The sequence below is a fragment of the Sulfurospirillum sp. 1307 genome (assembly GCF_054408545.1).
The window spans coordinates 1,180,064-1,195,846 of record NZ_CP176011.1; the positions used below are offsets into that span (position 1 = coordinate 1,180,064).

Here is a 15,783-nt window from a genome sequence, read left to right on the forward strand (position 1 = left end):
CGATTAAAAAAATAACAAATACTAAACTAATATACCTGGACACTCTTGTTTTACCTCTTCTATATTTGTTTTAAAATGTTCCCAAAAGGGAAATTTTCTACATTGCAATGGCCTTACTTCATAGATACTACATTGCAATTTTTCGGTATCAAAAAAAACACACCTAAACCCATCTTTATAAACTTCTTCTTTTATACTGTAACGATATCTAACTTTATCTAAATAACTATTTATAAAGTCGTCTTTTTTTAAATTTAGTTTATTAGCGATACTCTCTATCTCTTTTGGAGTTACCCAAATATATCCACTTTCACCAATACAACATTTTCCACCACAACCTTCACAAAAGTTTGGATCAAATGAAAACTCATAACCTTTTTCTTTTATTATATCTAACATTCTATACTCTTTGTCTTGCATTTATCATAAATTTTTTCCATCTCTTCACTTTGCATTATTAAAGGAGGTAAAACTTTTACTAAACTTTTAGAACTTTTTTTTGCACAAATCAAAGCTAACTTAGCATCATTTGATTTTTTTGTATGCACAAATCTAAGCTCTACAGGCTTAATTTTATATTTTAAAAGAACACTAAAAATTGCATCTATCTGCTTTGCATCATAGCAAAATATAAAACTTCCTCTTGGGCTTAAGATTGAAGAAACTTTTTTTACAAAATTCTCTAATGGTAATGATTGAGCGTACCTGCTAATTTGCAATGACTTATCTTCAGATTTTTGACTTCCCATATGGTAAAAAGGAGGATTTGAAACAACAAAATCAAATTTTTCATCAAAATTACAACTTAAAAAATTCTCACAAATAGTCTTTACATGTAGATTGTTTTTTATAGCACTTTTTTGAGTTAATTCAATATGCTTTTGCTGTATATCAATGCTACTTAAGTCTATATTAAAATCCCTTTTTATTAAAAGACCTAAAATCCCACTTCCACTTCCTACATCTAAAACATTTTTTTTAGGATTAAACCTTGATATAAAATCATACAAAGCCAAGGTATCACTGTTAAATCTATACCCATCTTTATTTTGATATAGATAAAGTGTTTTATCTATACACACGGATTATAAATCCTCTTTTATCTTTTGATTCAATACTATAAACTGTATAACTAATTTTTACATCTTCTCCAAATTTTTCTCTTATAAGCCATCCACCCTCTTTTGCTCTATGTCTACTAAGTCCTATGTTTGCAAGATCAGTAAGTCTTTTGATTTCACTATCAGGTATGCCTAAACTCTTATCATTTCTTACTTTTTCCAATGAAGCAAATCCGCTTGTTCCTACTATTGGGATTACTTCATAAAAATTATTTTTATCATATTTGTCCAAAAACTTATCAACTTTTTTCTTACATGTAGAAGTTATTTTGAAATTTCCACTTGGCATATCATCACATTCGATACTTCCAAGCAGTGTTAGTTTACTTGGAATTGCATTTTCTTTTTTACTACCTAGTTCTTTTAGTTTCTTTTTTAATGCAGTAATATCAAGTATATATTTTCTTAGTTTTTCTTTATCTTTATTCCAAGCTAAGAGCTTTTCTTCATAAGATAGAGCTTCATTTTTTAGATTTTTAATGATCTTTTTATATTCATTTTCTTTTTTGATGACATTTAGTTTTAACTCTTCAAAAGCATTGTTTAACTCTTTTATTTTTTCATTATCACTTAATTTTAATTTTTCATTTTCATTTTCTAAATCTTTTATATTTTGTTCTAAATCTTTTATATTTTGTTCTAAATTTTTTATAGTTAGTTTTTTATCACTTAATTCTTGTTTATCTTTCTCAAGCTCTTTTTCTAAGATGTTTTTTTCTGCTATTAACTGTTTAGAATTTTTTTCACTTTGTGCTGATAAGTCACTTATCTTGCTTTCATACATAGCTATTTTTTCATTTAGTATTTTGTAGTTTTTATTGTGTTTTTGGTTGTTTTGTTCTATTTGCTTTTGTATACTTTTTTTTATGCTATCTTTTTCTTTTTCTAAAGCAGAAATTTTGTCATTTAATTGTAATATTTTATCTTGTTTAGCTTGCATTTTCTTTTGTATGTCATTATTTTTATCTTTTAAAAGTTGTATTTCATTACTTAGTTTAGATGTATTTGTGAATTCATCATTTAATTTTTTTGTATTTTCTTCAAGTCTTGATTGAATTTCTTGCTTTTGTTTTTTTAGCTTTTCAATCTGATTTTTATAGTTTTCTTCAAGTTTTTTTATAGTTAAATTATATTTATTTTTAATTTCATCTTTTTCTATATTATTATTTTTTATGATGTCACTAAACTCTTGAAGTTTTTTACTGTTTTTATCTTCAAGCTCTAGTATTTCTTTTGTTTTGTTTGTAAGTATTCTGTTTTTTTCTAAAACTAATTCATTGATTTTATCTTGTAAATCTGAAATTTGTTTATTTTTTTCATTTATTTTTTCTAAAAAATTAGTATTGTCTAGTTTGAGTTTTTCATCAAGAAAACTTATTTTCTTTTCTAAGTCATCTTTTTTTATCAAGAGTAAATCAAGTTTCTTTTTTTGATCTGCTAGGATTTTATCTTCCTTTTTCTTGAGTAAATCTTTTTGTACTTTTAACTCTTTTTTTAGTTTCTCAACTTCTTGACTTAAACTGTCTTCTTTTGAGTTTAATTGTTGAGATAGTCTAATATTGTCTCTTTGTAAATCATTTATCTTAGCTGTTAGAATGCTGATGTTTTTGAAATGTTGTTTTTCTGCTTCATTGATTTTTTCTAAATTACTTGTCAAAATTGACTTTTTGTTATTTGCGTTTTTTGCTTGTTCTTCTTTTATAGCTTTTAAAAGTTCTTCTTTATCGCTATTTAGAGATATATTTTCTCTTTCTAAAAAAGCTACTCTTTGCTGAAGTGATTTTAAGATTTTTAAAAACTCATCTTCATCTGTTATTTGTATATCAATTGGATTTCCATCTTCATCAAAAAGTTTTTCAAGTGCAGAATCATCACTAGGAGTAACTTTTAGCTTTGATTTACTGATATATTTTTTTTGGATATTTTTAGGTAAGTCTTCAAACTTTAAAGAGTTTTTTTCAACATACTGCTCATTTAATTCTTTTAAACTAATACCACCAAAATTTCCAAAAAAATAACTAAACATAACGCTACCAACTAAAAGTAGTCCTAGCGTTATATTTAAAAATAATAAAAATGAGTTTTTGTTATCTTTCATTCTATGCTTTGTTAGATTTTTCTAATATATGACTCACTATGTGGTGCGCATGGTTAAGCGCAACTGCAATTGAGCCACCACTTTGAACTGCAATATCTCCAGCTAGGTATAGCCCTTCAGTTTCAGTTTCAAAGTTTTCATCAAAAATTGGCTTTTTATTTTCATCAAATGTAACACCACAAAGTTTTAAGAAATCAATAGGAGTAGTTCCTCCAATTGCATAAATTACTCTATCATATATAGTGTAATATCCATCAGTAAAGTTTACTTTTACAAGTCCACTTTCATTCTCTAAAGATATTATATCTGTTCCCATTCTTAATCTAAGTTTTTCTTGTCCGTTGTATTCGTATATCATCTTTTCATTGATTTCATTAAGTCTTGAAAACTTTTCTCTTCTATAAACTAGTGTAACAGTATTTGTTTTTGAAAGTTCTATTGCGTATTCAACTGCAGAGTTTCCACCGCCAACTAGTAAAATCTTTTCTCCTTGAGTACATTTATCTAAATTAAAGTTAACTCTATCTCTAATTGATGGAGGAATTTTATAGCTTGGTTTATTTGGTTTACCCATTGTACCAATAGCTATGATTATATTTTTAGCAGCATACCCTGCTTTAGATGTTATAACTTGAAAAACTCCATCACTCTTCTTGATTTTCTCAACTTCAGAATTAAACGCTGTATCAATTTCTTCGTTATCTAAAAGTCTATCAAAATAATCAAGAGTACTCTCTTTTGTACCATCAAAAAATTCAACATTTCCTTTTAGCTCTACTACATTTTCTTTGTAGTCTTTATCTACTCTTTTATTGTCTTTATAAAATTTTCTAATTGTTTGAGAGTGGTTATCTCCCTTTTCTATTAAAAGTATATCTTTTAACCCCAATATTTTAGCTTCAACAGCAGCACCAATTCCACCAGGTCCACCACCAATAATTATCAAATCATATACTTGTTGCATTTTTCCCACCTAATTAGTATTTAATGATATATTATAACTAAAAACTGTAGAATATAAGTTTAAAATGTTTATTACTAGAAGACAAAAAGGAACCAGATATGGAAAATTTTCTAAAAAAGCTCAAGTCATCATCAAGCATAATATCAACATTAAGCCCAAAAAAGAAATTAAAGGTTTTAAATGATATGGCAAATGCTATAAGAGAGAATTCCCATTTAATTATAAAAGAAAATGAAAAAGATATGCACAATGCAAAGCAAAATGCTTTAAGTTCAGCACTTTTAGATAGATTGTTTTTAAATGAACAAAGAATTGAATCAATGGCTAAGGCTATCGAAGAAATTGCAATGCTTAGTGAGCCTGTAGGAAAAATACTTGATGGTTGGGTAGTTCCAAGTGGTCTTAGGATAGAAAAAGTATCTGTTCCTATTGGAGTAATTTCCATAATCTATGAAAGTCGCCCAAATGTTACAAGCGATACAGCAGCACTTTGTTTTAAAAGTGGAAATGTTTGTGTTTTAAAAGGTGGAAAAGAAGCATACTTTAGCAATGAAATTATTGCTAAAATTTTACAAAATACACTAGAGCAAAACTCACTTCCAAAAGAGATAATATCTCTTGTTCCTGATAGTTCTCGTGAAGCTATGGCTAAATTGATTAAAATGGATAAATATATTGATTTAATTATACCAAGAGGTGGGGAAAGTCTTATTAGATATATTTCACAAAATGCAACAATTCCAGTTATAAAACATGATAAAGGATTATGTCATACTTATATTGATAAAGATGCAAATATAGAGGATGCTATAAAGATAGCCATAAATGCAAAATGCCAAAGAACAGGAGTTTGTAATGCAATGGAAACTCTGCTAGTCCATGCTAAAATTGCAGATAAAGTCTTAAAAAAATTAAAAGAAGAGTTTGACAAGCACAATACTGAACTTAGAGGATGTGAAAATACCATAAAACAAATTGATGTAAAACTTGCAAGTGAAGAAGATTTTCATACAGAATATTTAGACAATATTCTCTCTATTAAAATTGTTAAAGATGTAGATGAGGCGATAGAACATATAAATACTCACAGCTCAGGGCATTCAGAAGCTATAATTACACAAAACTATATAGTAGCTGAGAAATTTTTAGATATGGTAGATTCAGCATGTGTATACTTAAATGCAAGTACCAGATTTACTGATGGTAGTGAATTTGGTTTTGGAGCAGAAGTTGGAATTAGTACAAACAAACTTCATTCACGCGGTCCAATGGGCATAAATGATTTAACAACCTATAAATTCAAAATCTATGGGCAGGGAAATGCAAGAGAATAATATTGTACTAAAAGTTGAAAATCTAAACTTTGGGTACAAAAATTCACATCTTCTATACAAAGATTTTTCTTTACATGTAAAAAAAGGAGAAATAGTCTCAATAGTAGGAGCTAGTGGCAGTGGAAAAAGTACTCTTTTTGAGCTAATTACAGGCAATTTAAGACCTATAAAAGGCAGTATAAAAAGTAAAAAAATAGCTCAAATATTTCAAGACCCTTACACATCTTTTCATCCAACATATACTATTAAAAACCAAATCAGTGAAGTTGCTGGGCTAGAAGGTTATGAAGAAATTTGTAAAGCTTTAGAGCTTGACACCTCTCTTTTAGATGCCAAGCCTCATAAATTAAGTGGGGGACAACTTCAAAGATGCTCAATCCTAAGAGCTTTGCTAATGAAACCTGAACTTCTTTTAGCAGATGAGCCGACTAGTGCATTAGACAATATAACAGGATTAGAAGTTATGAGACTTTTAGTTAAATTTTTAGATAGGGTTGGGATATTACTAATCACACATGATTTAGACTTAGCTTCATGGTGTAGCAATAAAATAATTAGGTTGGATAAGTACCTAACCACTTTATGATTAGGTACTTTAAAAGGGTTAAGCCCCTTTTATCCTAGCTCTTGCTTCTTTTAACGATTGGGCAATTAAAAATGCCAATTCTAAAGCTTGATCAGCATTTAGTCTTGGATCACAATGAGTATGGTATCTATCTTCTAAGTCTTTTTCACTAAGTTTTGCACTTCCACCAACACACTCTGTTACATTTTGACCAGTCATTTCAAGATGAACTCCACCAGGAATCGTTCCTTCTTCTTTATGAACTCTAAAAAATCCTTTTACTTCTCTTAAGACTTCTGAAAACTCTCTTGTTTTATAGTTATTGGAAGTTTTAATAGTATTGCCATGCATTGGGTCTATACTCCAAATTACATTTTTTCCAGCTTCTTTAACAGCTCTCACAAGCTTTGGAAATTCATTTTCAATTTTATCTGCACCCATTCTAACAATGATATTTAATCTACCTTCTTCATTTTCTGGGTTTAGTTTTTCTATGATTTGTAAAAGATTTTCAGGTGTCATAGTTGGGCCAGCTTTTACTCCAACAGGGTTTTTTACTCCACTTAAAAATTCTACATGAGCTCCATCAACATCTCTTGTTCTATCTCCTATCCATAGCATATGAGCAGAACAATCATACCAATCACCACTAAGACTATCTTCTCTAGTAAGCGCTTCTTCGTAATTCATAAGTAATGCTTCATGAGAAGTATATAGTGTTGTCTCATTTATAGTTGGTGAATTTTGAGAATTAATACCACAAGCTTCCATAAAATTAAGTGTTTCTGTGATTTTATCAGCCAAGTTTTGATACTGCTCACCCAAAGAGCCATCTTTTACAAATGCCAAGTTCCATTTATGTACCTTATGCAAATCAGCCAAACCACCTCTAGCAAATGCGCGAAGAAGGTTCATAGTAGCACTTGATTGATTATATGCTTTTATCATTCTATTTGGATCAGGAATTCTAGCAGCTTCATCAAATTCATTGCCATTAATGATGTCACCACGATAACTAGGTAATTTAACACCATTTATTTCTTCAAAATCACTGCTTCTAGGTTTTGCAAACTGACCAGCTAATCTTCCTACTTTTACAACAGGACAACCACCTGCAAATGTTAAAACAACAGCCATTTGCATCATTACTTTAAACATATCTCTTATATTATCAGCGTTAAACTCACTAAAACTCTCAGCACAATCTCCACCTTGCAGTAAAAATGCTTCACCACGACAAACTTTTGCTAATTCTGCTTTTAACTTTCTGACTTCTCCAGCAAAAACAAGTGGTGGAAATTTGTTTAGTTCAGCCTCAACTTTTTTTAAACTATCTAAATCTGGATATGTTGGTTGTTGCTTTATTGGAAAATTTCTCCAAGAATCTCTTTGCCACTTACTCATTTTATGTACCTCTTTTAAAAAATTTATTGATTATATAAAAAAAGAACAAAAATGTTGCTTATATGAATTAATATGCTAAATTTAGGATATAATACCAATTTTTTAAAGGGCATCAAGTTTGAAAAATTTTACGCAAGATAAACAAGGAACACTTTATGCAATTTTGGCTTTTAGCTTTTGGGGCTTAGTTCCGATATATTTTAAAAGTGTTAGTCATGTAAGTGCATTTGAAGTACTTGTTCATAGAATTTTATGGTCAGTTATTTTTTTGTTAATGATTATTTTAATTACTAAAACAACTTCAAATGTATTGATTGTAATGCGAAATAAAAAGAAATTAAAGCTTTTATTTTTATCAGCAATACTAGTTTCATTAAATTGGCTTACTTTTATTTGGGCTATTTCAAACAATAAAATTGTCGAAGCTAGTTTGGGGTATTATATTAATCCATTAGTAAATGTAATACTTGGATATCTGTTTTTTAAAGAAAGAGTTAACAAGAGTAGAGTATTTGCTATATTTTTAGCTTTTATAGCAATCTTGTATCAGTTATATACTCTTGGTGAGTTACCTGTCATATCAATCATATTAGCTCTTAGCTTTGGTTTTTATGGATTGGTTAGAAAAAAGATACATGTAGAATCAATTTCAGGCTTATTTATAGAAACACTTTTAATTTCACCATTTGCACTTTTATATTTCATATATTTACAAGCAAATGAAATGTCAGCATTTACATTTTCACTGGATAAAACAACTATTTTACTTATATTAGCAGGTTTTATTACTATCATACCTCTTATTTGGTTTAATTCCGCAGCTACAAGAATATCAATGATAAAATTAGGTTTTTTACAATACATAGGCCCTAGTTTATCCTTTCTCTTAGCTATATTTTTGTATCACGAGCCATTTAATAAAGATAAATTAGTAACATTTATAATTATATGGGTAGCACTTGCTATATTTTCAATTCCAAAGAAAAAATAAATTATATCAGAATTGTTACAGTATGAAACAATTTTGAAATTTTTTTAAATAAGAAAGATAATATTTGTCTTTTTAATCTCAGATAGTGTTTATTTGTGTAGAATTACTATGTTATTTGTTTCTAAAATTAAAAAACTAATTTTGGAAATATAAATATATTTAAACTTAAAAGGATTCACATGACTAAATTCGCAAAATTGTCATTAGCTGCGTTAGCACTTGTTGGAATGAGTGCAACTGCTGGAACATTAGAAGACACAAAGGCACAAGGCTACGTAAAATGTGGTATAGATGGTGGACTACCAGGATTTTCTGAAATCTTAAGTGGTGGCAAACACAAAGGTATGGATGTTGATGGATGTCGTGCAGTTGCAGCTGCAGTATTAGGGGATGCAAATAAGGTTAAATATATATCTTTAAATGCAAAAGAAAGATTGGCAGCACTTCAATCTGGTGAAATTGATGTTCTTTATAGAAACACAACTTGGACTCAAACAAGAGATACTTCTCTTGGATTAAATTTTGCTGGAGTGAACTACTATGATGGTCAAGGTTTTATGGTAAGAAAAGACCTTGGTGTTAAAAGTGCAAAAGAATTAGATGGTGCTTCAGTATGTATCCAAACTGGTACAACAACTGAAATGAATGTTGCTGATTACTTTAAAAAAGAAGGTATGAAGTATAAATCAGTTGCTTATGATGGTAACGACCAAGTTGTAAAAGCTTATGAGAATGGAAGATGTGATGTTCTTACTTCTGATGCTTCTCAACTATATGGCTTGAGAACTAAACTAAAAGATAGTTCAGCTCATATAGTACTTCCTGAAATTATTTCAAAAGAGCCATTAGGTCCTGTTGTAAGACAAGGTGATGATGCTTGGTTTAATATAGTAAAATGGTCTTATAACGCAATGGTTGCTGCTGAAGAGCATGGAATTACAAGTAAAAATGTAGATGATTTAAAGAAAAATTCAAAAAATCCTACTATTAGAAGAATACTTGGCGTTGAAGGTAAACTAGGAGCTAACTTAGGATTAAGTGCTGATTGGGCTTACAACGTAATTAAACAAGTTGGAAACTATGGTGAAGTATTTGAAAGAAATGTTGGTGTAAATACTCCACTTAAAATAGAAAGAGGAATTAATGCTTTATGGACTAAAGGTGGATTGCAATATTCTCCTCCATTTAGATAATCGTATATAAATATACTATAAGGGATAGCATTATGTTATCCCTTTTTTAATTTTTATTATTAAGGATATTGATGTTAATGTTTAGAGGAGAAGCTTGGTTATGATGCAGCTCTTAAGAAATCAAAAAATTAGAGGTATAATATTTCAAATTTTGACTATTATTGGATTAGTTGCTTTTTTGTGGTATATTGGAGCAAATACAGTTGCCAATATAGAACAAAGAGGCATAAAAACTGGTTTTGACTTTTTAAATAGTACAGCTGGTTTTAATATAGATGAAGCTCCTATTGAATTTACACAAAGCGATACGCATTTTAGAGTATTTTTAGTAGGACTTTCAAATACGATCATTATAGGTGTTGTTGGAATTATACTAGCAACTATATTGGGTCTTATAATTGGGGTTTTGAGATTATCAAATAACTGGCTTATTAAAAAAATCGCTGCTGCTTATATTGATATTTTTAGAAATATTCCAGTACTTCTTCAAATACTGTTCTGGTACAATGTTGTTTTAAAAGCATTACCTTCACCAAGAGGAAGTATAGAACTTATCGGTGGAATTTTTATGAACAACAGAGGTTTATATCTTCCACGCCCTGATTGGAACTCAACAACTATATCAGTGCTGTTAAGTTTTATTGTTGTTGCTATTGTTGTTTATATTATTAATAAATGGGCAGATAAAAGACAAGAAGAAACTGGTAAATATTTTCCTGTTGTACTTGTTGGACTTGCTCTTTTTGTAATAGCTCCATTTGTTGCATATATTATTGGTGGTGCAAATTTTAATTTTGATTATCCACAATTAAAAGGATTTAATTTTAGAGGTGGTAAAGCTATCTCTCCAGAATTTTTAGCTTTAACATTTGCGCTTGTTATTTATACAGCAACTTTTATTGCTGAAGCTATAAGAAGCGGTATAGAGGCTGTTAGTAAAGGACAAAAAGAAGCAGCTGCTTCCATTGGATTAAATGGCTATCAAGCACTTAAACTTGTTGTTCTTCCTCAAGCCATAAGGATAGCAATCCCACCAACAATAAACCAATATCTAAACTTAGTTAAGAACTCATCACTTGCAACTGCTGTTGGATACCCTGAAATTGTAACTGTATTTTCAGGTACTTCACTAAATCAAACAGGGCAGGCAATTGAGATTATTGCTATGACAATGTTAGTTTATCTAACAATCAGTTTATTAGTATCAGCAATATTAAATTGGTTTAATCACAAAATGAGAATTAAGGAAAGATAATGGCAGTATATAATCAAGTAGAAGCAAAACCAGCACCTGCCAATACAAAAGGCGTAATTCACTGGTTAAAAGATAATCTTTTTTCAACTCCAACAAATGTTGTATTAACATTTCTTGGAATTTACATTTTATATGTAATAATTCCTCCATTTATACAATGGGCATATACAGATGCAAACTTTGCTGGAACTACAAGAAATGATTGTGGTGGCGATGGTGCTTGTTGGGTATTTATCAAAATGAAATTAGATATGTTTCTTTACGGATTTTATCCACAAGAACAAATTTGGAGACTAAATACTGGATTTGGTTTATTTATTGTTTTAATGGGCGCTTTTAAATTTATCAAGAATTCAAAGATAAAATTTGCACTTTTTAACATCTATATGATAGTTGCTTTTATTTTAGTAAATGGTGGACTATTTGGTTTAGAAGTTATTCCAACTGACAAATGGGGCGGATTGATGCTAACTATAGTGGTAGCTGCAGTTGGTATTATATTTTCTTTTCCTATTGGAATTATAATTGCATTTGGTAGAGCATCTAACCTGCCGATTATCAGAAGTATATGTGTTACATATGTTGAATTCATTAGAGGTGTTCCACTAATTACTATTTTATTTATGTCTTCTATTATATTACCTCTATTTTTCCCAGAAGGAATGACTTTTGATAAACTACTTCGTGCTCTCATTGGTATCACGCTGTTTCAAGCTGCTTATGTTGCTGAGATTATTAGAGGTGGTCTTCAATCAATCTCTAAAGGTCAATATGAAGCTGCAGATGCAATTGGATTATCATACTGGCAAAAAATGATATTGGTTATTTTACCGCAAGCACTAAAAGTTGCTATACCAAACCTTGTTGGAGCTTTTATTTCATTATTCCAAGATACAACATTGGTACTTATTATTGGACTATTTGATCTTTTAGGTATGGTAAGAATCACAGCAGCTGATGCAAATTGGCTTGGTATGGAGACTGAAGGTTATGTTTTTGTAACCATAATCTTTTGGATATTTTGTTATGGTATGAGTAGATATTCTAAAATATTAGAAGAAAAATTTAACACAGATTTGAAGTAGGAAGTATTATGAAAAAAGACAATATAATTGAGATAAAAAACTTAAACAAATGGTACGGAGATTTTCACGTACTAAAAAATATAAATTTAGAAGTTAAAAGAGGAGAAATCATCGTAGTTTGTGGCCCAAGTGGTAGTGGAAAATCTACTATGATTAGATGTATAAATTATCTTGAGCAATTCCAAGAAGGAACAATCACAGTTGATGGCATTGAAGTGACTGATGATATCAAGAAAATCAAAGCAATTAGAGAAGATGTTGGTTTTGTTTTTCAGCATTTTAATCTATTTCCACATTTAACGATCTTAGATAATCTCACATTGGCTCCAACATGGGTTAAAAACACTCCCAAAAAAGAAGCAATTGAAACTGCAATGAAATATCTAAAAAGAGTTGGTATTGCAGATCAGGCTGATAAATATCCAAATCAGTTAAGCGGTGGTCAGCAACAGCGTGTGGCTATTGCTAGAAGTCTTTGTAAAAACCCAAATGTAATGCTTTTTGATGAGCCTACAAGTGCACTTGATCCTGAAATGGTAAGTGAGGTTCTTGATGTTATGGTTGAACTTGCACAAGAAGGTAGAACAATGATTTGTGTTACTCATGAGATGGGTTTTGCAAAAAAAGTTGCTGATAGGGTTATATTTATGGATGCAGGACAAATCGTAGAAGAAAACACACCTGAAGAGTTTTTCAATAATCCAGAATCAGATAGATTAAAAGTATTCTTAGATCAAATTCTTTCTCACTAAAATCTTTACAGGTAAAGGGTTAGATTAATTAACCCTTTACAAAAATCAGGTATAATACCCATCCTAAACCAATCTTTGTACTCCTGTTATGCTTTAGTTTAGGGTGAGTATAATCAAAAAAAATATTTTAAGGTAATGATAAATGATGCTAGATCAACTTTTTCCAGTTATATTTGTAGTCGCAGTCGTAGCTTTTATTTTGATAAAACAAATAAAGCATATTGCTAGTCAAGCTGACAATAGAGTTAGTGTTAAAAACAATTTTGAAAAATATTCAAAATTTTCTGTTGAAATTCAAAATTTTATTAGAGAGATAAAAGCAGATATTGATAGCTCAAAAAACAAGGAAAATCCAAAATATATTCTTGTAGATAAAACAAAAGAGGAAGAGTATGTTGAGCTTTTATCTGATTTTTTAAGAAAATTAGTATTTTTTGAAACTCTTCTAGCAAAAAACAAAGCTCCAGATGAAATTGAAAGTGAACTTTTTGAAGTTTTAAGTAAAGTAGATGATTTTTTAAGAAACAATGTAGTAGATGGAGAAAAATTAGCTGATGAGCTAAGAGATGAACTTCATAAGATTTATCAAAATTTATAAAAAAGCTTGGGAAAAACCAAGCTTTTAATTTATACTTCTATTTCAGCTGCGTAGCCATTTTTTGTTAATTCTTTCATAACAAAATCTTGATGCTCTTTTCCTTTTGTCTCAATCACTATTGTAATCTTTGCATCACCATAAGACAATTTTGTTGATGTTCTATCATAATCAATTTCAATAATATTTGCATTTGCGATTCTTAATACATCAGTGAGCCTCATAAGAGCTCCTGGCTTATCAATAAGAGTAATCAGTAGTTTCATCTTTCTATGAGATTTGATAAGGCCTTTTTCAATGATTACTGAGAGCATTTGAACATCAATGTTTCCACCGCTTAAAATTGCTCCAATCTTAGCTTTAGAGTTGAATTTAAACTTTTTGTGCATAATAGCTGCAACACTAGCAGCTCCTCCACCTTCAACAACTAATTTTTGTTTTTCAAGTAAAAATAAAATAGCATTTGCAATTTCTTCATCATCAACCGTTACAACTTCATCAACACATTCTAAGATATGCTCTAGATTTGATTCGCTAACATCTCTTACTGCAATTCCATCTGCTATTGTTCTAACACTTTTAAGATTGAGTGGTTTTTTTGCTTTAAATGAGTTATGCATCGCTGGAGCTCCATGAGCATTTACACCAATAACCTTTATTTTTGGATCAAGTTGCTTAATGGCACTAGCAACACCACTAATAAGCCCTCCTCCACCAATTGGTACAACTACATAATTTAAATCATTTACATCATCAAGCATTTCTAAAGCAACAGTTCCTTGACCAGCAATTACCTCTTCATCTTCAAATGGATGTATAAATGTCATTTCATGTTTTTTTGCATGATCTAATGCATACGAATATGCCTCATCATAATTATCACCATGTAAAATTACATCTGCACCCAAATCTTTTGTTCCAGTAACTTTTAGTAAGGGAGTAGCCTCAGGCATTACAATAGTTGCTTTTATACCAAACTCTCTAGCACTATAAGCAACTCCTTGTGCATGATTACCAGCACTTGCAGCAATTACGCCTTTTGCTCTTTCTTCGTCATTTAGAGTTGCTATTTTATTGTAAGCTCCTCTAATCTTATAAGCTCCGGTAATTTGTAAATTTTCTTTTTTCAGATATACACTTGCTCCAACTTCATCACTCAAATTTGGTGCAAAAATAAATGAAGTTCTATTAACAACACGACTCACTCTTCTTTTTGCTTGTACTATTTCACTTAACTGTATCATTTATCCAAATAACCTTTTATGCTCTACTTTAGAACATTTATTTTGAACTGCAACCATTCCATACTCTTGTGCCTTTTTAAAAGCATCATCATTTACGATGCCAAGCTGCAACCAAAAGTATTTGACATCACCTCTTTTTTTAGCAATTTCTACTAATTCATCAGCAAAAGATGGTTTTCTAAACATATCAACCATATCAACTTTTTCTTCTATCTCTTCAAGGCTTCTATATACTTTTTCTCCTAGTATAGTATCTTCCTTTGGATAAACTGGTATTATTTTGTAGCCTTTGGACTGTAAGTATTTTGCAACCATATTGCTTGCTTTTGTTTCATCAGGTGACAAGCCAATAATAGCAATAGTTTTTGTATTCTCAAAAATCTCTTTCAGTTTTGCATCATCATTTGTATTAACTGTTGGCATTGGACATTCCATATCTAGCTCCCATAATTTTTGCATTAAGTTTAACACAAGCTTACTTTTAAGAAGCTTTTTGTTTTAAAGTAATATAATAGTATTTTAAATTTTACTTTTTAAGGATTCTTGATGCAATGGTTAAGAAATATAAGCATAAAATCTAAAGGTTGGATTTTGGTAGCTACGACTGCAGCTGGATTTACATCTAATATTTTACTTGTTTTATTTTTGTTCTCTAATTTAAAAGATAAATATAATTTAGCAAATAATGATTTTTTAGCATCATTAGACTTTTCTAAAACTATTTTAATTACTGGCTCTATTGTAGGTTTGATTTTTTTTATCTTTTTTACATATGTAATGGTTAAAAGTATTACTGACTCTGTTGATGATTTAAGCAAAATAAGCATAGATTTAGCAAGTGGAAGTGGAGATTTAAAAAAACGCATAAATGTAAAATCAAAAGATGAAATTTCTTATCTATCACAAAACATAAACAAATTTATATCAAAAATTCACGATACAGTAAAAATTGCAAAAAATACTTCTAATCAAAATGAAGAAGTAGCAAACGAATTTTTAAGTATTTCATCTCAAATTAAAAATAGAATTTCTAAAGAGTTTAAGGTAGTGGAAGAAACAAAAAATATTGGAGATGTGATTCAATCAAATCTTCTTAATGTAACAAAAGATTCAAGTTTGGCAAGCAGTGAAACAAAAGCAGCTTCGCAAACATTAAATGATACAGTTAAAGATGTAAAAGAG

14 protein-coding genes and 2 pseudogenes are annotated in these 15,783 nt (G+C 29.8%); 9 read left to right on the forward strand and 7 right to left on the reverse strand.

Annotation, left to right across the window (positions count from 1 at the left end; translation table 11 throughout):
* Nucleotides 1-21 precede the first annotated feature (21 nt).
* From ACKGJI_RS06035 to ACKGJI_RS06050, 4 genes are read right to left on the reverse strand one after another with little or no spacing between them, the layout of a single operon-like run.
* The gene (locus tag ACKGJI_RS06035; RefSeq protein ID WP_458699366.1) at nucleotides 22-399 is read right to left on the reverse strand and encodes a YkgJ family cysteine cluster protein; all 378 of its coding nucleotides are present in this window, start codon (nucleotides 397-399) and stop codon (nucleotides 22-24) included.
* Complete coding sequence (locus ACKGJI_RS06040; protein ID WP_458699368.1) at nucleotides 393-1,082, reverse strand: tRNA1(Val) (adenine(37)-N6)-methyltransferase; 690 nt, start codon at nucleotides 1,080-1,082, stop codon at nucleotides 393-395. Before ACKGJI_RS06040 ends, ACKGJI_RS06035 begins: the two co-directional genes overlap by 7 nt.
* Nucleotides 1,069-3,219 (reverse strand): hypothetical protein, encoded by a 2,151-nt coding sequence (locus ACKGJI_RS06045; protein WP_458699370.1) that lies wholly within the window; start codon nucleotides 3,217-3,219, stop codon nucleotides 1,069-1,071. Before ACKGJI_RS06045 ends, ACKGJI_RS06040 begins: the two co-directional genes overlap by 14 nt.
* Before the next feature lies 1 nt (nucleotide 3,220).
* Nucleotides 3,221-4,183, reverse strand: a complete 963-nt coding sequence (locus ACKGJI_RS06050) for an NAD(P)-binding domain-containing protein (protein ID WP_458699372.1) — start codon at nucleotides 4,181-4,183, stop codon at nucleotides 3,221-3,223.
* Between the two features lie 98 nt (nucleotides 4,184-4,281).
* Between ACKGJI_RS06050 and ACKGJI_RS06055 the strand changes: the two genes are divergently transcribed.
* Nucleotides 4,282-5,517 (forward strand): glutamate-5-semialdehyde dehydrogenase, encoded by a 1,236-nt coding sequence (locus ACKGJI_RS06055; RefSeq protein ID WP_458699374.1) that lies wholly within the window; start codon nucleotides 4,282-4,284, stop codon nucleotides 5,515-5,517.
* Nucleotides 5,504-5,962, forward strand: a pseudogene (locus ACKGJI_RS06060) (ATP-binding cassette domain-containing protein); the annotation flags it as partial. The gene ACKGJI_RS06055 and the pseudogene ACKGJI_RS06060, both read left to right, overlap by 14 nt.
* A gap of 159 nt (nucleotides 5,963-6,121) precedes the next feature.
* On the opposite strand, the gene ACKGJI_RS06065 reads toward ACKGJI_RS06060, so the two are convergent.
* Nucleotides 6,122-7,486: a class II 3-deoxy-7-phosphoheptulonate synthase gene (locus ACKGJI_RS06065; RefSeq protein WP_458699376.1), complete on the reverse strand. Its 1,365-nt coding sequence runs from the start codon at nucleotides 7,484-7,486 to the stop codon at nucleotides 6,122-6,124.
* Nucleotides 7,487-7,604: 118 nt separating this feature from the next.
* Between ACKGJI_RS06065 and rarD the strand changes: the two genes are divergently transcribed.
* The 6 genes from rarD (at nucleotide 7,605) to ACKGJI_RS06095 (ending at nucleotide 13,360) form a co-directional block, all read left to right on the forward strand.
* Complete coding sequence (gene rarD, locus ACKGJI_RS06070) at nucleotides 7,605-8,477, forward strand: EamA family transporter RarD (RefSeq protein WP_458699378.1); 873 nt, start codon at nucleotides 7,605-7,607, stop codon at nucleotides 8,475-8,477.
* A gap of 179 nt (nucleotides 8,478-8,656) precedes the next feature.
* On the forward strand, nucleotides 8,657-9,670 hold the full coding sequence (locus ACKGJI_RS06075; RefSeq protein ID WP_458699380.1) for an amino acid ABC transporter substrate-binding protein: 1,014 nt from the start codon (nucleotides 8,657-8,659) through the stop codon (nucleotides 9,668-9,670).
* Nucleotides 9,671-9,770: 100 nt separating this feature from the next.
* Nucleotides 9,771-10,925: an amino acid ABC transporter permease gene (locus tag ACKGJI_RS06080; RefSeq protein ID WP_458699382.1), complete on the forward strand. Its 1,155-nt coding sequence runs from the start codon at nucleotides 9,771-9,773 to the stop codon at nucleotides 10,923-10,925.
* Entirely contained in the window at nucleotides 10,925-12,010 is a 1,086-nt protein-coding gene (locus ACKGJI_RS06085) for an amino acid ABC transporter permease (RefSeq protein WP_458699384.1), read from the forward strand. Before ACKGJI_RS06080 ends, ACKGJI_RS06085 begins: the two co-directional genes overlap by 1 nt.
* 23 nt (nucleotides 12,011-12,033) lie before the next feature.
* A complete protein-coding gene (locus ACKGJI_RS06090; protein WP_458701705.1) occupies nucleotides 12,034-12,762 on the forward strand; it encodes an amino acid ABC transporter ATP-binding protein in 729 nt (242 codons plus the stop codon).
* Nucleotides 12,763-12,904: 142 nt separating this feature from the next.
* Entirely contained in the window at nucleotides 12,905-13,360 is a 456-nt protein-coding gene (locus ACKGJI_RS06095) for a hypothetical protein (RefSeq protein WP_458699386.1), read from the forward strand.
* Between the two features lie 29 nt (nucleotides 13,361-13,389).
* Here the strand turns inward: ACKGJI_RS06095 and ilvA are convergent, their stop codons facing one another.
* Both ilvA and ACKGJI_RS06105 read right to left on the reverse strand, forming a co-directional pair.
* Nucleotides 13,390-14,601 (reverse strand): threonine ammonia-lyase, encoded by a 1,212-nt coding sequence (ilvA, locus tag ACKGJI_RS06100; protein WP_458699388.1) that lies wholly within the window; start codon nucleotides 14,599-14,601, stop codon nucleotides 13,390-13,392.
* Nucleotides 14,602-15,036: a CoA-binding protein gene (locus tag ACKGJI_RS06105; protein WP_458699390.1), complete on the reverse strand. Its 435-nt coding sequence runs from the start codon at nucleotides 15,034-15,036 to the stop codon at nucleotides 14,602-14,604. It lies immediately after the preceding gene.
* Nucleotides 15,037-15,378: 342 nt separating this feature from the next.
* Here ACKGJI_RS06105 and ACKGJI_RS06110 point away from each other — a divergent pair.
* A pseudogene (locus ACKGJI_RS06110) lies at nucleotides 15,379-15,525 on the forward strand (HAMP domain-containing protein); the annotation flags it as partial.
* Nucleotides 15,526-15,783 lie beyond the last annotated feature (258 nt).